Annotated in this window: 18 protein-coding genes, 1 tRNA gene, 3 rRNA genes and 1 riboswitch; of the genes, 12 read left to right on the top strand and 10 right to left on the bottom strand. The window is 56.5% G+C overall.

Going from position 1 to position 21,876, the window contains the following annotated elements:
* Positions 1-80 precede the first annotated feature (80 nt).
* From rrf to AC2TE5_RS01235, 4 genes are all read right to left on the bottom strand, one after another.
* A 5S ribosomal RNA gene (gene rrf / locus AC2TE5_RS01250) occupies positions 81-196 on the bottom strand.
* Positions 197-266: 70 nt separating this feature from the next.
* Positions 267-3,170, bottom strand: a 23S ribosomal RNA gene (locus tag AC2TE5_RS01245).
* A 193-nt stretch (positions 3,171-3,363) separates the two neighbouring features.
* Positions 3,364-3,439: transfer RNA gene (locus AC2TE5_RS01240), tRNA-Glu, on the bottom strand.
* Positions 3,440-3,524: 85 nt separating this feature from the next.
* Positions 3,525-5,064 (bottom strand): 16S ribosomal RNA (locus AC2TE5_RS01235).
* Together the 16S, 23S and 5S rRNA genes with 1 tRNA gene alongside form the textbook arrangement of a ribosomal RNA operon.
* Positions 5,065-5,625: 561 nt before the next feature.
* Here AC2TE5_RS01235 and purH point away from each other — a divergent pair.
* Positions 5,626-7,215, top strand: a complete 1,590-nt coding sequence (gene purH / locus AC2TE5_RS01230; RefSeq protein ID WP_484612523.1) for a bifunctional phosphoribosylaminoimidazolecarboxamide formyltransferase/IMP cyclohydrolase — start codon at positions 5,626-5,628, stop codon at positions 7,213-7,215.
* A 15-nt stretch (positions 7,216-7,230) separates the two neighbouring features.
* Positions 7,231-8,523: a phosphoribosylamine--glycine ligase gene (purD, locus tag AC2TE5_RS01225; protein WP_484612522.1), complete on the top strand. Its 1,293-nt coding sequence runs from the start codon at positions 7,231-7,233 to the stop codon at positions 8,521-8,523.
* Between the two features lie 49 nt (positions 8,524-8,572).
* On the opposite strand, the gene AC2TE5_RS01220 is transcribed toward purD, so the two are convergent.
* The 6 genes from AC2TE5_RS01220 to nudC form a co-directional block, all read right to left on the bottom strand.
* On the bottom strand, positions 8,573-9,265 hold the full coding sequence (locus tag AC2TE5_RS01220) for a DUF1481 domain-containing protein (protein WP_484613303.1): 693 nt from the start codon (positions 9,263-9,265) through the stop codon (positions 8,573-8,575).
* An 11-nt stretch (positions 9,266-9,276) separates the two neighbouring features.
* A complete protein-coding gene (gene hupA / locus AC2TE5_RS01215) occupies positions 9,277-9,549 on the bottom strand; it encodes a nucleoid-associated protein HU-alpha (protein WP_002445246.1) in 273 nt (90 codons plus the stop codon).
* 186 nt (positions 9,550-9,735) lie between these two features.
* Positions 9,736-10,326 (bottom strand): YjaG family protein, encoded by a 591-nt coding sequence (locus AC2TE5_RS01210; protein ID WP_484612521.1) that lies wholly within the window; start codon positions 10,324-10,326, stop codon positions 9,736-9,738.
* 41 nt (positions 10,327-10,367) lie between these two features.
* Positions 10,368-11,039, bottom strand: a complete 672-nt coding sequence (nfi, locus tag AC2TE5_RS01205; RefSeq protein WP_059446347.1) for a deoxyribonuclease V — start codon at positions 11,037-11,039, stop codon at positions 10,368-10,370.
* A 9-nt stretch (positions 11,040-11,048) separates the two neighbouring features.
* Positions 11,049-12,113 carry a uroporphyrinogen decarboxylase gene (hemE, locus tag AC2TE5_RS01200; protein ID WP_029742041.1) on the bottom strand — a complete coding sequence of 355 codons (1,065 nt, stop codon included), beginning with the start codon at positions 12,111-12,113 and terminating at the stop codon, positions 11,049-11,051.
* A 38-nt stretch (positions 12,114-12,151) separates the two neighbouring features.
* A complete protein-coding gene (gene nudC / locus AC2TE5_RS01195; protein ID WP_484612520.1) occupies positions 12,152-12,925 on the bottom strand; it encodes an NAD(+) diphosphatase in 774 nt (257 codons plus the stop codon).
* A 95-nt stretch (positions 12,926-13,020) separates the two neighbouring features.
* Between nudC and AC2TE5_RS01190 the strand changes: the two genes are divergently transcribed.
* From AC2TE5_RS01190 to AC2TE5_RS01145, 10 genes are all read left to right on the top strand, one after another.
* Positions 13,021-13,518 carry an Rsd/AlgQ family anti-sigma factor gene (locus AC2TE5_RS01190; RefSeq protein WP_023334107.1) on the top strand — a complete coding sequence of 166 codons (498 nt, stop codon included), beginning with the start codon at positions 13,021-13,023 and terminating at the stop codon, positions 13,516-13,518.
* 54 nt (positions 13,519-13,572) lie between these two features.
* Positions 13,573-13,684, top strand: a riboswitch (TPP riboswitch).
* Between the two features lie 78 nt (positions 13,685-13,762).
* Entirely contained in the window at positions 13,763-15,658 is a 1,896-nt protein-coding gene (gene thiC, locus AC2TE5_RS01185; protein ID WP_213330790.1) for a phosphomethylpyrimidine synthase ThiC, read from the top strand.
* Positions 15,658-16,299, top strand: a complete 642-nt coding sequence (thiE, locus tag AC2TE5_RS01180; protein ID WP_213330788.1) for a thiamine phosphate synthase — start codon at positions 15,658-15,660, stop codon at positions 16,297-16,299. Before thiC ends, thiE begins: the two co-directional genes overlap by 1 nt.
* Positions 16,286-17,041, top strand: a complete 756-nt coding sequence (locus AC2TE5_RS01175; protein ID WP_484612519.1) for a HesA/MoeB/ThiF family protein — start codon at positions 16,286-16,288, stop codon at positions 17,039-17,041. Before thiE ends, AC2TE5_RS01175 begins: the two co-directional genes overlap by 14 nt.
* Entirely contained in the window at positions 17,025-17,225 is a 201-nt protein-coding gene (gene thiS, locus AC2TE5_RS01170; RefSeq protein ID WP_484612518.1) for a sulfur carrier protein ThiS, read from the top strand. Before AC2TE5_RS01175 ends, thiS begins: the two co-directional genes overlap by 17 nt.
* A 1-nt stretch (position 17,226) precedes the next feature.
* Positions 17,227-17,997, top strand: a complete 771-nt coding sequence (thiG, locus tag AC2TE5_RS01165) for a thiazole synthase (protein WP_148245043.1) — start codon at positions 17,227-17,229, stop codon at positions 17,995-17,997.
* The gene (thiH, locus tag AC2TE5_RS01160; protein ID WP_213330782.1) at positions 17,994-19,121 is read left to right on the top strand and encodes a 2-iminoacetate synthase ThiH; all 1,128 of its coding nucleotides are present in this window, start codon (positions 17,994-17,996) and stop codon (positions 19,119-19,121) included. Before thiG ends, thiH begins: the two co-directional genes overlap by 4 nt.
* Before the next feature lie 336 nt (positions 19,122-19,457).
* Positions 19,458-20,999 (top strand): sensor domain-containing diguanylate cyclase, encoded by a 1,542-nt coding sequence (locus AC2TE5_RS01155; protein WP_484612517.1) that lies wholly within the window; start codon positions 19,458-19,460, stop codon positions 20,997-20,999.
* A 181-nt stretch (positions 21,000-21,180) separates the two neighbouring features.
* On the top strand, positions 21,181-21,489 hold the full coding sequence (locus AC2TE5_RS01150) for a PTS sugar transporter subunit IIB (protein ID WP_023334100.1): 309 nt from the start codon (positions 21,181-21,183) through the stop codon (positions 21,487-21,489).
* Positions 21,489-21,806 carry a PTS lactose/cellobiose transporter subunit IIA gene (locus AC2TE5_RS01145; protein WP_008503455.1) on the top strand — a complete coding sequence of 106 codons (318 nt, stop codon included), beginning with the start codon at positions 21,489-21,491 and terminating at the stop codon, positions 21,804-21,806. The genes AC2TE5_RS01150 and AC2TE5_RS01145 overlap by 1 nt, the downstream gene beginning before the upstream one ends.
* The last annotated feature ends 70 nt before the right edge of the window (positions 21,807-21,876 follow it).

The raw sequence follows: 21,876 nt of genomic DNA, 5'->3' as shown, positions 1-21,876 counted from the left end.
CCGCCCCTCTCCCACAGGGAGAGGGAGAAAACAAAAGCAAAAAACCCCGCACCTTACGGTACGGGGTTCTTCTAATTGATGCCTGGCAGTTCCCTACTCTCACATGGGGAGACCCCACACTACCATCGGCGCTACGGCGTTTCACTTCTGAGTTCGGCATGGGGTCAGGTGGGACCACCGCGCTAAAGCCGCCAGGCAAATTCTGTTAATCTGTATCAAGCTGAGTTGAATGTGTCGTCTCTTCGCCGAAACAGCTTCGGCGTTGTAAGGTTAAGCCTCACGGTTCATTAGTATCGGTTAGCTCAACGCATCGCTGCGCTTACACACCCGACCTATCAACGTCGTAGTCTTCAACGTTCCTTCAGGACCCTTAAAGGGTCAGGGAGAACTCATCTCGGGGCAAGTTTCGTGCTTAGATGCTTTCAGCACTTATCTTTTCCGCATTTAGCTACCGGGCAATGCCATTGGCATGACAACCCGAACACCAGTGATGCGTCCACTCCGGTCCTCTCGTACTAGGAGCAGCCCCCCTCAATTCTCCAGCGCCCACGGCAGATAGGGACCGAACTGTCTCACGACGTTCTAAACCCAGCTCGCGTACCACTTTAAATGGCGAACAGCCATACCCTTGGGACCTACTTCAGCCCCAGGATGTGATGAGCCGACATCGAGGTGCCAAACACCGCCGTCGATATGAACTCTTGGGCGGTATCAGCCTGTTATCCCCGGAGTACCTTTTATCCGTTGAGCGATGGCCCTTCCATTCAGAACCACCGGATCACTATGACCTGCTTTCGCACCTGCTCGAGCCGTCACTCTCGCAGTCAAGCTAGCTTATGCCATTGCACTAACCTCCTGATGTCCGACCAGGATTAGCTAACCTTCGTGCTCCTCCGTTACTCTTTGGGAGGAGACCGCCCCAGTCAAACTACCCACCAGACACTGTCCGCAACCCGGATTACGGGTCTACGTTAGAACACCAGCCATTAAAGGGTGGTATTTCAAGGTCGGCTCCACGCAGACTGGCGTCCACGCTTCAAAGCCTCCCACCTATCCTACACATCAAGGACCAGTGTTCAGTGTCAAGCTATAGTAAAGGTTCACGGGGTCTTTCCGTCTTGCCGCGGGTACACTGCATCTTCACAGCGAGTTCAATTTCACTGAGTCTCGGGTGGAGACAGCCTGGCCATCATTACGCCATTCGTGCAGGTCGGAACTTACCCGACAAGGAATTTCGCTACCTTAGGACCGTTATAGTTACGGCCGCCGTTTACCGGGGCTTCGATCAAGAGCTTCGCGTTGCCGCTAACCCCATCAATTAACCTTCCGGCACCGGGCAGGCGTCACACCGTATACGTCCACTTTCGTGTTTGCACAGTGCTGTGTTTTTAATAAACAGTTGCAGCCAGCTGGTATCTTCGACTGATTTCAGCTCCACCCGCAGGGGCTTCACCTACACATCAGCGTGCCTTCTCCCGAAGTTACGGCACCATTTTGCCTAGTTCCTTCACCCGAGTTCTCTCAAGCGCCTTGGTATTCTCTACCTGACCACCTGTGTCGGTTTGGGGTACGATTTGATGTTACCTGATGCTTAGAGGCTTTTCCTGGAAGCAGGGCATTTGTTACTTCAGCACCGTAGTGCCTCGTCATCACACCTCAGCGTTAATAAGGTACCGGATTTACCTGGAACCTCCGCCTACATGCTTAAACCGGGACAACCGTCGCCCGGCTAACATAGCCTTCTCCGTCCCCCCTTCGCAGTAACACCAAGTACAGGAATATTAACCTGTTTCCCATCGACTACGCCTTTCGGCCTCGCCTTAGGGGTCGACTCACCCTGCCCCGATTAACGTTGGACAGGAACCCTTGGTCTTCCGGCGTGCGGGCTTTTCACCCGCATTATCGTTACTTATGTGCATTCGCACTTCTGATACCTCCAGCACCCCTCACAGGACACCTTCAACGGCTTACAGAACGCTCCCCTACCCAACAACACCTAAGTGTCGCTGCCGCAGCTTCGGTGCATGGTTTAGCCCCGTTACATCTTCCGCGCAGGCCGACTCGACCAGTGAGCTATTACGCTTTCTTTAAATGATGGCTGCTTCTAAGCCAACATCCTGGCTGTCTGTGCCTTCCCACATCGTTTCCCACTTAACCATGACTTTGGGACCTTAGCTGGCGGTCTGGGTTGTTTCCCTCTTCACGACGGACGTTAGCACCCGCCGTGTGTCTCCCGTGATAACATTCTTCGGTATTCGTAGTTTGCATCGGGTTGGTAAGCCGGGATGGCCCCCTAGCCGAAACAGTGCTCTACCCCCGAAGATGAGTTCACGAGGCGCTACCTAAATAGCTTTCGGGGAGAACCAGCTATCTCCCGGTTTGATTGGCCTTTCACCCCCAGCCACAAGTCATCCGCTAATTTTTCAACATTAGTCGGTTCGGTCCTCCAGTTAGTGTTACCCAACCTTCAACCTGCCCATGGCTAGATCACCGGGTTTCGGGTCTATACCCTGCAACTTAACGCCCAGTTAAGACTCGGTTTCCCTTCGGCTCCCCTATACGGTTAACCTTGCTACAGAATATAAGTCGCTGACCCATTATACAAAAGGTACGCAGTCACACCACGAAGGTGCTCCCACTGCTTGTACGTACACGGTTTCAGGTTCTTTTTCACTCCCCTCGCCGGGGTTCTTTTCGCCTTTCCCTCACGGTACTGGTTCACTATCGGTCAGTCAGGAGTATTTAGCCTTGGAGGATGGTCCCCCCATATTCAGACAGGATACCACGTGTCCCGCCCTACTCTTCGAGTTCACAGCCTGTGTGCTTTCGTGTACGGGGCTATCACCCTGTATCGCCGGACTTTCCAGACCGTTCCACTAACACACAAGCTGATTCAGACTCTGGGCTGCTCCCCGTTCGCTCGCCGCTACTGGGGGAATCTCGGTTGATTTCTTTTCCTCGGGGTACTTAGATGTTTCAGTTCCCCCGGTTCGCCTCGTTAACCTATGTATTCAGTTAACGATAGTGTGTCGGAACACACTGGGTTTCCCCATTCGGACATCGCCGGGTCAAAGGTTCATATCACCTCGCCGGCGCTTTTCGCAGATTAGCACGTCCTTCATCGCCTCTGACTGCCAGGGCATCCACCGTGTACGCTTAGTCGCTTAACCTCACAACCCGAAGATGTTTCTTTCGATTCATCATCGACTTGCGAAAATTTGAGAGACTCGAACACACCAATTAAGATGTGTCGTTTCAATTTTCAGCTTGATCCAGATTTTTAAAGAGCAAATATCTCAAACGTCACCCGAAGATGAGTTTTGAGATACGGGGGTCGGCGACTTTCACTCACGAACCAGCAAGTGGCGTCCCCTAGGGGATTCGAACCCCTGTTACCGCCGTGAAAGGGCGGTGTCCTGGGCCTCTAGACGAAGGGGACACTGAAGTCTCAATCGCAAGACGCCTTGCTATTTACTTTTCATCAGACAATCTGTGTGAGCACTACAAAGGCAGGTTCTTTAAGGTAAGGAGGTGATCCAACCGCAGGTTCCCCTACGGTTACCTTGTTACGACTTCACCCCAGTCATGAATCACAAAGTGGTAAGCGCCCTCCCGAAGGTTAAGCTACCTACTTCTTTTGCAACCCACTCCCATGGTGTGACGGGCGGTGTGTACAAGGCCCGGGAACGTATTCACCGTAGCATTCTGATCTACGATTACTAGCGATTCCGACTTCATGGAGTCGAGTTGCAGACTCCAATCCGGACTACGACGCACTTTATGAGGTCCGCTTGCTCTCGCGAGGTCGCTTCTCTTTGTATGCGCCATTGTAGCACGTGTGTAGCCCTACTCGTAAGGGCCATGATGACTTGACGTCATCCCCACCTTCCTCCAGTTTATCACTGGCAGTCTCCTTTGAGTTCCCGGCCGAACCGCTGGCAACAAAGGATAAGGGTTGCGCTCGTTGCGGGACTTAACCCAACATTTCACAACACGAGCTGACGACAGCCATGCAGCACCTGTCTCAGAGTTCCCGAAGGCACCAAAGCATCTCTGCTAAGTTCTCTGGATGTCAAGAGTAGGTAAGGTTCTTCGCGTTGCATCGAATTAAACCACATGCTCCACCGCTTGTGCGGGCCCCCGTCAATTCATTTGAGTTTTAACCTTGCGGCCGTACTCCCCAGGCGGTCGACTTAACGCGTTAGCTCCGGAAGCCACTCCTCAAGGGAACAACCTCCAAGTCGACATCGTTTACGGCGTGGACTACCAGGGTATCTAATCCTGTTTGCTCCCCACGCTTTCGCACCTGAGCGTCAGTCTTTGTCCAGGGGGCCGCCTTCGCCACCGGTATTCCTCCAGATCTCTACGCATTTCACCGCTACACCTGGAATTCTACCCCCCTCTACAAGACTCTAGCCTGCCAGTTTCGAATGCAGTTCCCAGGTTGAGCCCGGGGATTTCACATCCGACTTGACAGACCGCCTGCGTGCGCTTTACGCCCAGTAATTCCGATTAACGCTTGCACCCTCCGTATTACCGCGGCTGCTGGCACGGAGTTAGCCGGTGCTTCTTCTGCGGGTAACGTCAATCGACAAGGTTATTAACCTTATCGCCTTCCTCCCCGCTGAAAGTACTTTACAACCCGAAGGCCTTCTTCATACACGCGGCATGGCTGCATCAGGCTTGCGCCCATTGTGCAATATTCCCCACTGCTGCCTCCCGTAGGAGTCTGGACCGTGTCTCAGTTCCAGTGTGGCTGGTCATCCTCTCAGACCAGCTAGGGATCGTCGCCTAGGTGAGCCGTTACCCCACCTACTAGCTAATCCCATCTGGGCACATCTGATGGCAAGAGGCCCGAAGGTCCCCCTCTTTGGTCTTGCGACGTTATGCGGTATTAGCTACCGTTTCCAGTAGTTATCCCCCTCCATCAGGCAGTTTCCCAGACATTACTCACCCGTCCGCCGCTCGTCACCCAGGAGCAAGCTCCCTGTGTTACCGCTCGACTTGCATGTGTTAGGCCTGCCGCCAGCGTTCAATCTGAGCCATGATCAAACTCTTCAATTTAAGTTTGATGCTCGTGAATTAAACTTCGTAATGAATTACGTATGTTCACTCAGAGACTTGGTATTCATTTATTGTCCGAAGACATTAAGAATCCATGTCACTTTGAGTGCCCACACAGATTGTCTGATAAATTGTTAAAGAGCAGTGCAACGCGGCTTTCGCTCACCGTTGCGAGGTGGCGTATATTACGCTTTCCTCTTTCAGAGTCAACCCGTTATTTCAGGATTTTTTCTCTTCAACCGAACCGCTTGTTGTGTGAAGTGATTCACATCCGCCGTGTCGATGGAGGCGCATTATAGGGAGTTCTCAGCAGGCCGCAACCGCTAAATGACAGAAAAATGACTGACTGCTGCATTCCACAGCAAAACCCCGCCTTATACCTTTTTACACACAGACTTATCCACAATGATACGAAAAAGTGAAAATGTGCGAGCGTTGCGCAAACGTTTTCGTTAAAATGCTCGCGCTTAACAAGGATGCCCCGTCAGGTGTGTTAGATGAGTTTTTCGCAGGAAAATTCATCTAACGCTCTCTGTAATCGTGAAATCCAGGGGATTTACCATGCAACAACGTCGTCCAGTCCGCCGCGCTCTGCTCAGTGTTTCTGATAAAGCCGGTATCGTCGAATTCGCTCAGGCACTTTCCGCACGCGGTGTGGAGCTGCTTTCTACAGGCGGTACCGCTCGCCTGTTAGCAGATAAAGGTCTGCCGGTAACCGAAGTGTCCGATTACACCGGTTTCCCGGAAATGATGGATGGACGCGTCAAAACTCTGCACCCGAAAGTACACGGCGGTATTCTTGGCCGTCGCGGTCAGGACGACGCCATTATGGAAAAGCATGACATCGCGCCAATCGACATGGTGGTTGTTAACCTCTACCCGTTTGCCCAGACCGTAGCGCGCGAAGGCTGCTCTCTGGAAGATGCCGTAGAGAATATTGATATCGGCGGCCCGACCATGGTGCGCTCCGCGGCCAAGAACCATAAAGATGTGGCCATCGTCGTAAAGAGCAGCGATTACGAAACCATTATTAATGAGATGGATGCCAACGAAGGGTCACTGACGCTTGAAACGCGTTTCGACCTCGCCATCAAAGCCTTCGAACACACCGCCGCGTACGACAGCATGATCGCCAACTACTTCGGTAGCCTGGTGCCAGCCTACCACGGTGAAAGCAAAGATCCTTCCGGCCGCTTCCCGCGCACCCTGAACCTGAACTTCATTAAGAAGCAGGATATGCGCTACGGCGAGAACAGCCACCAGCAGGCTGCCTTCTATATAGAAGAAGAGGTAAAAGAAGCCTCTGTCGCGACAGCCCAGCAGGTTCAGGGCAAAGCACTCTCCTATAACAACATTGCCGACACCGACGCCGCGCTGGAATGCGTGAAAGAGTTCAGCGAGCCGGCCTGCGTTATCGTCAAGCATGCGAACCCATGCGGCGTTGCCGTGAGCACCTCTATTCTGGATGCCTACGATCGCGCCTACAAAACCGACCCGACCTCTGCTTTCGGCGGCATTATCGCCTTCAACCGCGAGCTGGATGCTGAAACGGCTCAGGCCATCATCTCCCGCCAGTTCGTTGAAGTGATCATCGCGCCATCCGCATCCGAAGAAGCGCTGAAAATCACTGCGGCAAAACAGAACGTGCGCGTACTGGTTTGCGGCCAGTGGGCAGAACGCGTGCCGAGCCTGGACTTCAAGCGCGTGAACGGCGGCCTGCTGGTTCAGGACCGCGATCTGGGTATGGTGACAGAAGCCGACCTGCGCGTGGTGACCAAGCGTCAGCCGAGCGAACAGGAACTGCGTGACGCGCTGTTCTGCTGGAAGGTCGCGAAGTTCGTCAAATCCAACGCCATCGTCTATGCGAAAGAGAACATGACCATCGGGATAGGTGCAGGCCAGATGAGCCGCGTCTACTCCGCGAAAATCGCGGGTATTAAAGCAGGCGATGAAGGTCTGGAAGTCAAAGGCTCCGCCATGGCTTCTGACGCCTTCTTCCCGTTCCGTGACGGTATCGACGCGGCAGCCGCTGTAGGGATCACCTGCGTGATCCAGCCTGGCGGCTCAATCCGCGACGACGAAGTGATTGCCGCCGCCGACGAACACGGCATTGCGATGATCTTCACCGACATGCGCCACTTCCGCCATTAATTCCCGGAGCTGAAAATGAAAGTATTAGTAATTGGTAACGGCGGACGCGAGCACGCTCTGGCGTGGAAAGCGGCGCAGTCTCCGCTGGTGAAAACGGTCTTCGTGGCACCGGGCAACGCCGGTACCGCCCTGGAGCCGACGCTACAGAACGTCGCCATTGGCGTAACCGACATTCCGGCGCTGCTGAGCTTTGCCCAGAGCGAGAAAATCGACCTGACCATCGTCGGCCCGGAAGCGCCGCTGGTGATTGGCGTCGTCGATGCCTTCCGCGCGGCGGGCCTGACAATCTTCGGCCCAACGCAAGGTGCCGCGCAGCTGGAAGGCTCCAAAGCCTTCACCAAAGATTTCCTCGCGCGTCATAACATCCCGACGGCGGAATATCAGAACTTCACCGAAGTGGAGCCAGCCCTGGCCTATTTACGTGAAAAAGGCGCGCCGATTGTTATCAAGGCCGACGGTCTGGCAGCCGGTAAAGGCGTGATCGTGGCGATGACCCTCGAAGAAGCAGAAGCCGCGGTTCAGGACATGCTAGCGGGCAACGCCTTTGGTGATGCGGGCCACCGCATCGTGATCGAAGAGTTCCTCGACGGTGAAGAGGCCAGCTTTATCGTGATGGTCGACGGCGAGCACGTTCTGCCGATGGCCACCAGCCAGGACCACAAGCGCGTGGGTAATGGTGATTCCGGCCCGAATACCGGCGGGATGGGCGCTTACTCCCCTGCTCCGGTAGTGACTGACGAAGTACATCAGCGCACCATGGATCGCGTCATCTGGCCTACCGTGAAAGGGATGGCGGCAGAAGGCAACACCTACACCGGTTTCCTTTACGCAGGTCTGATGATCGACAAGCAGGGTAACCCTAAGGTTATCGAATTCAACTGCCGCTTTGGCGATCCGGAAACGCAGCCCATCATGCTGCGCATGAAATCTGACCTGGTGGATCTGTGCCTGGCGGCCTGCGAAGGCAAGCTCGACGAGAAAACCTCAGAGTGGGACGAGCGCGCGTCTCTGGGCGTGGTGATTGCTGCGGGTGGTTATCCGGGCAACTACAACACCGGGGATGAGATCCACGGCCTGCCGCTGGAAGAGATTGACGGTGCGAAGGTGTTCCATGCCGGTACGAAGCTGGCTGAAGACGATCGCATCCTCACCAACGGCGGACGCGTGCTGTGTGCAACCGCACTGGGTCATACCGTGGCAGAAGCGCAGAGGCGCGCCTATGCGCTGATGGCGGATATTCACTGGAACGGCAGCTTTAGCCGTCAGGATATCGGTTATCGCGCAATTGCGCGCGAGCAGGGCGAGTAATTTCACACCCTCACCCTAACCCTCTCCCTCAAGGGAGAGGGAACTTAAATCAAAAACTCTTTTCCGTCGGCTGCCAGGTGCAGAAGTCTTCATTCGCCACCAGCAGCAGCTGAGAGCCTTCCGGCGCTTCCAGCCACGCCACACTCACCTCCATTGATGAATGACGCTGACGGCGTTGAATGTGTTCTGTTGCCCAGGATTCGAGCTCGGGCTTGACCGTCTGCCCTTCGCAGGTTGTCACCGTCCCATCGGCATGCCAGCGCCCCTGGCGCAGCACAACGCGGCCCAGACGAAGCGCATCGCTGGTCTGACGGATTTGTTCGGCACGATAACGGTAGAGGGCGATTTGATCGCTGGAAAGCTGCTGTTTTTGACCGTTGACCTCGCGCTGCATAAAGCTCAGCTCGCCATGGTCGTCAAAACGCACCTTCACGTGTTCGGGGGTCTTGCTGTAGACATTCAGTTCAATCAGCGACAGGTCATCTCCCTGCCAGCGATATTCCGCAGTCGACGTATTGCCGTTATGCCACGGGCTGAAGGCAGAAAGCAGATGCACTTCGCCGCCGGAATCTTTGCGCCAGATCCTGACCGCGCCCTGGTTGTCCGCGTAACCGCTGGCGGTAAACGGCGGCAGGGAGGTGTCGTGGCTGCAGGCGGACAGCAGCAGCATGCCTGCCAGCGCGAGCGTTCCACGCCAGAAAGACAAAAGGGGCGTTGCCGCCCCTTCGCTAAAACTGTTCACTGCCACGCGTCTTACTTAACAGCGTCTTTCAGTGCTTTACCAGAAACAAATGCCGGCACGTTAGCTGCGGCGATTTTGATTTCTTTACCGGTCTGCGGGTTGCGGCCAGTACGCTCAGCGCGGTGGTTCACTTTGAAGGTACCGAAACCAACCAGTTGTACAGCATCGCCTTCTTTCAGAGACTCAGTAATAGCAGCCAGGGTAGATTCCAGAGCAGCTTTAGCCTGCACTTTAGACAGATCAGCCTTGTCCGCAATTACATCAATCAGTTGAGTCTTGTTCATAAGTTATCCTTTCAATGTGTTTATCGCTTGCTAAGCATCGAGTGCGACGAAAATGCCAAAAAAGCACTCTCCTGCATACACGCACCGATAGCCACTTTTTTTCGCCCCCCAAATGTAGACCAGACAAGGGGCGAAAGGGAAGAGTCGAGGAGCGACAAAACGGGCGTTATCTCAAGTTTTCTTATCTCATTGGTTAAAAATTATACCAATATTGCTCTCAGCAGCCTCTCGCAAGTCCGCGCGCAGCCCTTTTATCAGCTCGATATCGCGTTCTTCACAGTCTGCCAGCAGGCGGAAAATTTCCCACTGAATGTCCCATTCTTGCTCAACCGCCGGGTTCGCACGCAGCTCTTCGTCGGTCATCTCGCGACCTTCCTGGGTCATTTCCAGCATCGCGACGGTCGTAATAGATGCCTTACTGACTTCAATAGCATGCTCCAGCGTTTCACCGCTCAGACGGGAGTGAAGCAGTTCGCTTAACGCCACGCAGGCATCAATGGCCGGGTAGACGCCGTACAGGTCAAAATCATCCGCAGCCGGAATCGCCTCTTCCAGCTTTTCCAGCTGGGAGTCGAAGTTCACCTTCGCGTCTTTCACCGTCAGCGTTTCCCAGATCAGATCCAGAATGCGGCGGTAGATATGGCCATCACCAAAGCCCGTCTCCTTACAGAACGCGGCATAGTTGGGATACATGCGCTCGCACAGGCAAGCCATAAACGTCACGTGCTGCCAGCTTTCTACTTTCTCAAGGCGCAGGTGAATCGGGTTTTGTAGCATGATGATCTCTCGAATCGAAAATTAGGCGCAGTTTACCTGAATCATCGCTGAATTTCCTGCCAACGAACAAAAGCCGGACGCGAAGATGCCACGGCGTCTGCCCAGCGCGTCGGCTCCGGCAAGCGGTAGCCCTTCATGCAGCGCTGCACCCATGTCAGGGCGCTGTCCATGCTCACCCGGTGCCCGGTGGCGATAAAGAGCGGATTACAGCGCGCCTTGCTGCGCCAGACCCACGCTAGCTGCTCGCCTTTATGGATAAGCGGCGCCAGCGCGCCCGGCTCGGCAGAAAGAGGTTCAAACGCGCCGCACAGGCGTTTCTTGGCGACGCCAATGGTCGGCACATCCACCAGCAGCCCAAAGTGGCTGGCAACGCCTAAACGTCGCGGGTGTGAAATACCGTGTCCATCGACAAACAGCAGGTCAGGTTTTTGCGAGAGTTGCTCCCACGCTGCCAGCAGCGCGGGATATTCGCGGAAGGAGAGAAAGCCCGGAATGTACGGCATGGTGGTCGCGATACGCGCGACCTTGTACTCCACCAGCTCAAGCGACGGGTATTTCAGTACCACCATCGCCGCTCGCGTCACTTCCCCACCCTGCTCGAATCCGACGTCTGCTCCGCCAATGTACTGCGGAGGATCTTTATCCAGACGATCCTCGCGGATCACCGATGAGGCCAGTTCGATTTGTTGAGCGCGCAGCGACGCGAGATCCATAACCACTCCTTACTTGTGATACTGGGCAGAAAGCCGATGCACCGCCTCCACAAATACGCCTGCGTGTTCTGGCGGTACATCCTGATGGATGCCGTGGCCGAGGTTAAAGACGTGGCCTTCCCCCTGGCCGAAACCAGACAGTATAGTCGACACTTCTTCTTCAATGCGGGCAGGTGGCGCATAGAGCATGGACGGGTCCATGTTGCCCTGCAGCGCCACTTTGTCGCCCACACGACGGCGCGCATCGGCAATATCGGTGGTCCAGTCGAGGCCCAGCGCGTCGCAGCCGGTTGCCGCCATCGCTTCCAGCCACTGACCGCCACCTTTGGTGAACAGCGTCACCGGCACGCGGCGACCTTCGTTTTCACGCAGCAGGCCGTCAACGATTTTATGCATGTAGTACAGGGAGAACTGCTGATAATCGCGCCCGGTCAGCACGCCGCCCCAGGTATCGAAAATCATCACCGACTGCGCACCCGCTTTAATCTGCGCGTTCAGATAGAGGGTGACGCTCTTCGCCAGCTTGTCGAGCAGCGCATGCAGGGCCAGCGGCTCGGCGTACATCATCTTTTTAATCATGGTAAAGGCTTTGCTGCTGCCCCCTTCCACCATATAGGTCGCCAGCGTCCACGGGCTGCCGGAGAAGCCAATCAGCGGCACTTCACCTTTCAGCTCGCGGCGAATGGTGCGCACGGCGTTCATCACGTAGCCCAGCTCGCCTTCCGGATCGGGGATCGGCAGCTTATCCACGTCGGCTTTGCTTTTGATTGGGGAGGTGAAACGCGGACCTTCACCGGTTTCGAAGTACAGGCCAAGGCCCATTGCATCCGGAATGGTCAGAATATCCGAGAAGAGGATCGCAGCATCCAGCGGGAAGCGGCGCAGCGGCTGGAGCGTCACTTCACAGGCCAGCTCGGCGTTTTTGCACAGCGACATAAAATCGCCCGCCTGCGCGCGCGTGGCTTTGTACTCTGGCAGATAGCGTCCCGCCTGGCGCATCATCCACACCGGGGTGACATCAACGGGCTGGCGCAGCAGCGCACGCAGATAACGATCGTTCTTCAGTTCGGTCATTTTTGCAGTTCCTTAAGCGTCATGGCCTCAGTGTAACACTACTCATACTCGGCCCGACACATTGCCACGGTATCTTCTATCAGCCGACGCGCCACGGTACCCGGCGGAGGCAACAGCGGTAAATCGTCGTAGCGATACCAGTTCGCGTCCAGCAGCTCTTTCTGGTCAATAACGATCTCGCCGCTGTCGTATTCGGCCATAAATGCCGTCATCAGCGACTGCGGGAACGGCCACGGCTGGGAGGTGACGTAGCGCAGGTTCTTCACTTTGATCCCGCTCTCCTCCATCACCTCGCGCGCCACCGCCTGCTCCAGCGTTTCGCCCACTTCGACGAAGCCGGCCAGCACGGTGTGGATGCCGTTGCGATGGCGGGTATGCTGCGCCAGCAGGATGGAATCCTCCCGGCGGATAGCGACGATAATGCACGGCGCAATCTGCGGATAGTAGCGCTCGCGGCAGTGGCTGCAGAGCATCGCCCACTCGGTTTTGCTCGGACGCATGGTATGACCGCAGTAGCCGCAGTATTTATGCGAGCGGTAAAACTCTGCCAGCTGCACGCCCCGCCCCGCCAGCTGGAACAGCCCCACGTCCAGATCCAGCACCTGGCGCACGGATCCCATGTCCTGGCGGCGGGGCTGTTGGATCAACCACACGGGCTCACCCTGCCACTCGCCGATCTTTAGCGCTGGCTGGCCAACAAGTTCGAACGCCTCAGCTGCGCCATAGGGGATTTCCCCGGCAGGCAGCCATAACTTTTGTTCGTGACTGACGATCCACCAACCAAGATCTGATTTTTCAATAATACGATCCATATCTATTGCACTACCTTCGCTTCACTGACATGTTGTTAGCATTGTGGTTACATTCTGGATAAGCAGATTCAATCCTACATTTTGCGGAGTCGACCATGTTAAACCAGCTGGAAAGCCTGACTGAGCGCGTTAGAGGAAGTAACAAACTGGTGGATCGCTGGCTACATGTACGCAAGCATCTACTCGTGGCTTATTACAATCTGGTCGGTATTAAGCCTGGCAAAGAATCGTTTATGCGACTGAATGAAAAAGCGCTGGATGATTTTTGTCAGGGCCTGGTCGACTATCTGTCCGACGGCCATTTCAATATTTATGAACGCATTATCCGCGAAATGGAAGGGACAACACCGTATTTAGCGGCCAGCAAGCTCTATCCGCTGCTGGAAGCCAACACCCAGCAGATCATGGATTACTATGATTCCGCGCTTGAGAACGCCATCGATCACGATAACTATCTTGAGTTCCAGCGGGCGCTATCCGACCTCGGTGAAGCGCTGGAAGAGCGATTCACGCTGGAAGATAAGCTGATCGCCCTCGTGCTGGACAATGATTTGAACATCAGTAACGAAGAGAACGTCGCGCGCCCTGCTTGAGTTCTTCATCGTTAACGAGTAATTTACAACCATTCGCCCCTCTCACGAGGGGGATTTTTCTTGTCGGAGTGCCCAGCGCCTGAAAGCGCGGGCTGAGACCGTTAATTCGGGATCCGCGGAACCTGATCAGGCTAATACCTGCGAAGGGAACAAGAGTCACACTGCTGTTGTATCGCCTGAGGGCGATCCTCTCTTGCTTCATCCGTCGTCTGACAAGCCATGTCCTTCACTTTTGGAATGAGCTATGTCTACTGCAAAACTGACCCGCCGCGAACAGCGCGCACAGGCCCAACACTTCATCGACACGCTGGAAGGCACCGCTTTCCCGAACTCGAAACGCATCTACATTTCCGGCTCGCAGGCCGATATCCGCGTCCCAATGCGCGAAATTCAGCTCAGCCCGACGCTTATCGGCGGCAGCAAAGATAACCCGCAGTATGAAGACAACGAAGCCGTGCCGGTATACGACACCTCCGGCCCTTACGGCGACCCTGATGTTGCCATCAACGTCCAGCAGGGTCTGGCGAAGCTGCGCCAGCCGTGGATTGAGGCGCGTGATGATAGCGAAGCGCTAAACGAGCAAAGCTCTGCCTACACCAAAGAGCGCCTGGCCGACGACGGTCTGGACGGGCTGCGCTTTACCGGCCTGCTGACGCCAAAACGCGCCAAAGCGGGCAAATGCGTGACCCAGCTGCACTACGCGCGCCAGGGCATCGTCACGCCGGAGATGGAGTTCATCGCCATCCGCGAAAACATGGGCCGCGAACGCATCCGTAGCGAAGTGCTGCGCTATCAGCATCCGGGTGAAGGCTTTGGCGCTCGCCTGCCGGAGAACATCACGCCGGAGTTTGTGCGCGACGAAGTGGCCGCAGGCCGCGCGATTATCCCCGCCAACATCAACCATCCGGAGTCCGAGCCGATGATTATTGGCCGCAACTTCCTGGTGAAGGTCAACGCGAACATCGGTAACTCGGCCGTGACCTCCTCCATCGAAGAAGAGGTGGAAAAGCTGGTCTGGTCCACGCGCTGGGGTGCGGACACGGTAATGGACCTCTCCACTGGCCGCTATATTCACGAAACCCGCGAGTGGATCCTGCGTAACAGCCCGGTACCGATTGGTACCGTCCCGATTTATCAGGCGCTGGAGAAGGTCAACGGCATTGCCGAAGACCTCACCTGGGAAGCGTTCCGCGACACGCTGCTGGAGCAGGCTGAACAGGGCGTGGACTACTTCACCATTCACGCGGGCGTGCTGCTGCGCTACGTGCCGATGACGGCTAAGCGCCTGACCGGCATCGTCTCGCGCGGCGGTTCCATCATGGCGAAGTGGTGCCTCTCCCATCATCAGGAAAACTTCCTCTACGAGCACTTCCGCGAGATCTGCGAAATCTGTGCCGCGTACGATGTCTCTCTGTCGTTGGGCGACGGCCTGCGTCCTGGCTCTATTCGCGACGCGAATGACGAAGCGCAGTTTGCCGAGCTGCACACGCTGGGCGAACTGACCAAAATCGCCTGGGAGTATGACGTGCAGGTGATGATTGAAGGTCCGGGACACGTGCCGATGCAGATGATCCGCCGCAACATGACCGAGGAGCTGGAGCACTGCCACGAAGCGCCGTTCTACACCCTGGGGCCGTTGACCACCGATATTGCGCCGGGCTATGACCACTTCACGTCAGGCATTGGGGCGGCGATGATCGGCTGGTTCGGCTGCGCCATGCTCTGCTACGTGACGCCGAAAGAGCACCTCGGCCTGCCAAACAAAGAGGACGTGAAGCAGGGGCTGATCACCTACAAAATTGCCGCCCACGCGGCGGATCTGGCCAAAGGCCACCCGGGCGCGCAAATCCGCGATAACGCCATGTCGAAGGCGCGCTTCGAATTCCGCTGGGAAGACCAGTTCAACCTGGCGCTGGACCCGTTCACCGCCCGCGCCTATCACGACGAAACCCTCCCGCAGGAATCAGGCAAAGTCGCACACTTCTGCTCTATGTGCGGGCCGAAGTTCTGCTCGATGAAAATCAGCCAGGAGGTGCGCGACTACGCCGCCGCGCAGACCATTGAAGTGGGTATGGCGGACATGTCAGAAACCTTCCGCGCCAGAGGCGGCGAAATCTACCTCAAAAAAGAGGAGGCGTAATGTACCAGCCCGATTTCCCGCCCGTCCCCTACCGTTTAGGGCTCTATCCGGTGGTGGACAGCGTGGAGTGGATAGAGCGCCTGCTGAAGGCTGGCGTTCGCACCCTCCAGCTGCGCATCAAGGATAAACGCGACGAAGAGGTGGAAGCGGATGTGGTTGCCGCCATCGCGCTTGGGCGTCGGCATAACGCCCGCCTGTTTATCAACGACTACTGGCGGCTGGCCGTTAAGCACCAGGCTTACGGCGTGCATCTGGGTCAGGAGGATCTGGAAACAACGGATCTGAGCGCTATCCGCGAAGCCGGGTTGCGCCTTGGCGTTTCAACACACGATGACATGGAGATCGACGTGGCGCTGGCGGCCCGTCCCTCTTACATCGCGCTGGGTCACGTCTTCCCGACGCAAACCAAGCAGATGCCCTCCGCACCGCAGGGTCTGACGCAGCTGGCGAACCACGTTAAACGCCTTGCCGATTACCCTACCGTCGCCATCGGCGGGATCAGCCTTGAACGCGCCCCGGCGGTGCTGGAGACCGGCGTCGGCAGTATCGCCGTCGTCAGCGCCATCACCCAGGCCGCAGACTGGCAATTCGCCACCGAACAGCTGTTACAGCTGGCAGGAGCGGGTGATGAACGATCGTGATTTTATGCGCTACAGCCGTCAGATCCTGCTGGAAGATATCGCCATCGACGGGCAGCAAAAACTGCTCGCCAGCCGGGTGCTGATTGTCGGTCTGGGCGGGTTAGGCGCGCCCGCCGCGATTTATCTGGCAGGTGCAGGTATCGGTACACTGGTGCTGGCCGATGACGACGAGGTTCACCTCAGCAACCTGCAGCGACAAATCCTCTTTACCACCGAGGATATCAACCAGCCGAAAGCGCAAATCACCCGACAGCGCCTGAACCAGCTCAACCCGGATATCGAGCTGATTGCCCTGCAGGATCGGCTCAGCGGTGAAAGCCTGAGCCGTGAGGTCGCCCTTGCCGACGCGGTGCTGGACTGCACGGACAACATGGCGACGCGCCAGGCGATTAACGCCGCCTGCGTGGCAAGTAATACGCCGCTTATCACCGCCAGCGCGGTGGGTTTCGGCGGGCAGATGATGGTCCTGACCCCGCCGTGGTCGCAGGGCTGCTATCGCTGCCTGTGGCCGGATGATGCAGAGCCCGCACGCAACTGCCGTACGGCGGGCATTCTTGGTCCGGTGGTCGGCGTAATGGGCACAATGCAGGCGCTGGAAGCCATCAAGCTGCTCAGCGGCATGGAGACGGAACGCAATACGCTGCGGCTGTTTGATGCCCGCTCCAGCGGCTGGCGCCATCTGGCCTTACACCGCGCAAGCCGCTGCCCGGTATGCGGAGGTCGCGATGCGCATTCTGTTTAACGATGAGCCGATGAGATGCGACGACGGGCTCACCGTTGCGGTACTGCTCGACAAGCTGCGTCAGCTCAGGCCGGGAAGGGCGCTGGCGCTCAATCAACAGATCCTGCCGCGCGAGCAGTGGGAACATCAGCAGGTCAATGACGGCGACCAGATCCTGCTGTTTCAGGTTATCGCAGGGGGCTGAGATGTTACGTATTGCCGATAAAGTCTTTGATTCACATCTGTTTACCGGAACCGGAAAATTCGCCTCGCCGCAGCTGATGGTGGATGCCATTCGCGAAAGCGGCAGCCAGCTGGTGACGCTGGCGCTCAAGCGCGTGGATCTGCGTCATCACAGCGATGCCATTCTGGCTCCTTTACTGGCGGCTGGCGTCACGCTGCTGCCCAACACCTCCGGTGCCAAAACGGCCGAAGAGGCGATTTTCGCCGCGCAGCTGGCCCGCGAGGCGCTCGGCACCCGCTGGCTGAAGCTGGAAATTCATCCTGACGCCCGCTGGCTGCTGCCTGACCCTATCGAAACGCTGAAAGCGGCTGAAAAGCTGGTGCAGCAAGGGTTTACCGTCCTGCCTTACTGCGGCGCCGACCCTGTTCTGTGCAAACGGCTGGAAGAGGTCGGCTGCGCCGCCGTCATGCCGCTGGGCGCCCCCATTGGCTCCAACCAGGGGCTGGAAACCCGCGCGATGCTGGAAATCATCATCGAGCAGGCTACCGTACCGGTGGTGGTGGATGCGGGCATTGGCGTGCCAAGCCATGCCGCGCAGGCGCTGGAGATGGGTGCCGACGCGGTGCTGGTGAACACGGCCATCGCGGTTGCCGACGATCCGGTCATGATGGCGCGTGCGTTCCGCATGGCCGTTGAGGCTGGCCTGCTGGCAAGGGAGTCCGGCCCCGGCTCGCGCAGCTTCCAGGCGCAGGCCACCAGCCCGCTGACCGGTTTTCTGGAGGCGATCTCATGAGCACGTTTACCGAGCGCTGGCGGCAGCTTAGCTGGGACGACATTGCCCTGCGCATCAACAGCAAAACGACGGCTGACGTGGAGCGCGCGCTGAACGCCCGCCATCTGACCCGCGAGGATCTAATGGCCCTGCTCTCCCCGGCGGCCAGCGCGTACCTCGAACCAATGGCCCAGCGAGCGCAGCGGCTCACCCGCCAGCGTTTTGGCAACACGGTGAGCTTCTACGTGCCGCTCTATCTCTCTAACCTGTGCGCCAATGACTGCACCTACTGCGGTTTTTCCATGAGCAACCGCATCAAGCGTAAAACGCTCGATGAAGGTGAGATTGCCCGCGAGTGTGCGGCCATTCGTGAAATGGGCTTTGAACATCTTCTGCTGGTCACGGGCGAACATCAGGGAAAAGTGGGAATGGACTATTTCCGTCACCACCTTCCCGCCATTCGTCGTCAGTTTGCGTCGTTGCAGATGGAAGTGCAGCCCCTGGCGCAGGAGGAGTACGCGGAGCTCAAAACCCTCGGGCTGGACGGGGTCATGGTCTACCAGGAAACCTACCACGAGGCGACGTACGCCCGGCACCACCTGAAGGGCAAGAAACAGGATTTCTTTTTCCGCCTGGAAACACCGGACAGGCTGGGTCGCGCGGGCATCGACAAAATCGGTCTGGGCGCGCTGATCGGGCTCTCTGACAGCTGGCGGGTGGATTGTTATATGGTGGCGGAACATTTGCTGTGGCTCCAGCAGCACTACTGGCAGAGCCGTTATTCCATCTCCTTCCCGCGCCTGAGACCTTGCGCGGGCGGGATTGAGCCGGCTTCGCTAATGGATGAACGCCAGCTGGTGCAGACCATCTGCGCGTTTCGCCTGCTCGCCCCGGAAGTGGAATTATCGCTCTCAACGCGTGAGTCCCCGGCGTTTCGCGATCGCGTTATCCCGCTGGCGATTAACAACGTCAGCGCGTTTTCCAAAACGCAGCCTGGCGGCTACGCCGACGATCGTCTGGAGCTGGAGCAGTTTGTGCCGCATGACGGACGACGTCCGGAAGCGGTCGCCGCAGCCCTGACGGCGCAGGGTCTTCAGCCTGTCTGGAAAGACTGGGACAGCTGGCTGGGAAGAACCTCGCAATGACGTTGAAACGCACTGCAACATCATAAAAAATTGTCGAGGCGCTACGAAAAGGCAAAACCGGATGATTGTCATCGCTCGTCCGGTTTTTTATTGTCACACGGTCAGCAACGGATGCTGACCAGGGCGAAAAGCTTCTTCCTCGTTTCGCCCTGCCTCTGGTTCATTGCACAAACGGCCCCAGCCAGTTGAATAAGCATTTTCTTAATGGTTCTTAAGATAAATCATCCCGTCAGAAATCGTGTGCCGTATAATTCACCGCTAACCGCAGGACAGCGACTATGCTGAGAGGATATCGGCAGACGAAAAGTATTCACCATCAGGAACGATGTACAGCTCATGGCACTTCACAGCAAAAAGCTCTCTTTTACCCGACCAATCATGCTCAGCTTCGCGGGGATCATCTGCAGTTTTGTGGTGATCGCGGTCGCGGTGACGCTTTCGCAGCGAAAGGATTTTCTTGAGGATTATCACAAGATTAACAGCAATTTCACGCACAACCTGGCGGTGAACTACACCGAGTCGATCCTGCGTGAAAACGACTATATCCTTGGCCGTGCCGCGATGTACTTTTCGCGTAACGACAGGCTAAACGAGACGCTCAACGTCAACCCGACGCAAGGGCTGCAGATGGTGATGCATCTGCAGAACCTGATGCCGACCGTATCCTCCATCTCTCTGGCTGACACGCAGGGGCATTATCTTCGCGCACCGGAAGTACTCCCCACGGAGAAGAGTAAAACCTTCGATCCCCGAACGCGGCCGTGGTTTGTCGCTCAGGCCGAAGCCAGTATCTTCAGCCACTATACTCGCCCCTACATGGACTACTTCACCGGCCATCCGACGGTCACGCTCTATAAGCCATTGATTTCACCGGAAGGCAGACTAAAAGGAACGATCGCGTTTCATCTTGATTTGACGTCAATGGGCTACACCCTGCGTCAAATGGTGGCACCCGTTCAGGGGGAATTCTTCGTCGTCGAACGCGACGGCGCCGTTGTGCTTCACCCGGATACAGGCGCGCTCTTCAAACAGTACGTGAGCGAAGCGCTGATGGACAAAATGACCAGCGGCGAAGGGCACCTTTACGACAAGAAAAGCAACGCCTGGTATTACTACTACTCGTTTACCAATCCGGACTGGTTTGTTATCTACAGGGTCTCTGGCGAGACGCTCACCGATATCACCCGCCACGAAACGACGATTGTCGGCTGGGGGTTTGCGCTGGCGGCCATCATCATCATCCTCTTCGGCTTATACCTCCGCCACGCCTCGCGTAGCGTGCTGATGCACATTATCAATGCCATCAAAACCGGCGACGTCAGCGAGGCGCCGCGGCTGGAAGCGATGCTGAGCCACACTATCCAGTCCAATAAAGAGCGTGAGATGGCCTACGTGCGCCAGGCCACTCACGATGCGCTGACGGGCTGTAAAAACCGCCGCGCATTCGATAGCGATATCGCAGAGCTGCTGAATACCCAGCAGCCTTTCGCGCTGGCGCTGGTGGACATTGATAACTTCAAGTCGATTAACGACACGCTGGGCCACCTGACCGGTGATATCGTTCTTCGCAACGTGGCCCGCGAAGGGATCCAGATCATGCAGCCACATCACGTCTCGCTTTACCGTTACGGTGGAGAAGAGTTTGCGGTAATTTTCCAGGCTGAGCAGATGACGTCTGCGCTCTCATTGCTGGAAGCGTGGCGTATCGCTGTTGAAAAACGTGTCTGGCGAGAAGAAAACCTGCGGGTTACGTTCAGCGGCGGTCTTGGGGAGTGGCACTTTGAACCGCTGGATCAATTTGTCGGAAGCGTTGATAACGCCCTCTACAGCGCCAAACAGCAGGGCAAAAACCGCATTAACCGAACGTCCATCAGCTAATCCCCCCTCTTTCACCCCTGCCCATTTCGACGGGCCGGGTACCCGACAACGCAAAATTGTAACCGGTTTCAGAAAATCGCCGGTTTCTTTGTGATGCCTGACACACAATCGCGGTAAACCGGTTGTTGAAGCGGTCTGCACGGGATAATTATCAATAAACACATGTAGATCGAGGCTGATTATGAAGAACATCGTTTTATGCTGTGCAGCGGGGATGTCAACCAGCATGCTGGTTCAACGTATGAAAGACGCCGCGCAGAAAAAAGGGGTTGAAGTCACCATTAAAGCCGTTCCGGTTGCGGAGTTTAAAGACAACATCGCGACGGCCGACATCGTATTGCTGGGGCCACAGGTTAAATACGAGCAGGCTAAACTTCAGGCGCAGGCCGAGCCGCTGGGTAAAAAGGTCGCGGTGATCGACATGATGGATTACGGCATGATGAAAGGCGATGCCGTACTGGAAAAAGCGCTCAAGCTTCTGGAGTCATAATGGAAGACTTAGAAACCACGATTATGGAACTGCTGGTCAATGCAGGCGCAGCGCGCAGCGCGGCCCTGACGGCGTTACAGATGGCGCGTAAAGGTGAGTTTGACGAAGCAGAAAAAGCGATGGAAGAGTCGCGCGAATATGTGAAGCATGCGCACACGATCCAGACGCAGCTTATCGGTCTTGACGAAGGGACCGGGAAGCTTCCGGTTAACCTGATCACCGTCCACTCTCAGGATCACCTGATGAACGCGATGGTCATTCAGGATCTGGCGGGCGATATGATTGAGCTTTATCGTCGGATCCCGTTGGTAAACTGATAACATACAGATGTAAAAAAACCCGCCGAGGCGGGTTTTTTATTGTCGGGTGGCACTGAGCTTACCCGAC

This window comes from Enterobacter sp. N5-15 (genome assembly GCF_057221635.1).
This window is presented reverse-complemented; position numbering and strand designations above follow the sequence as displayed.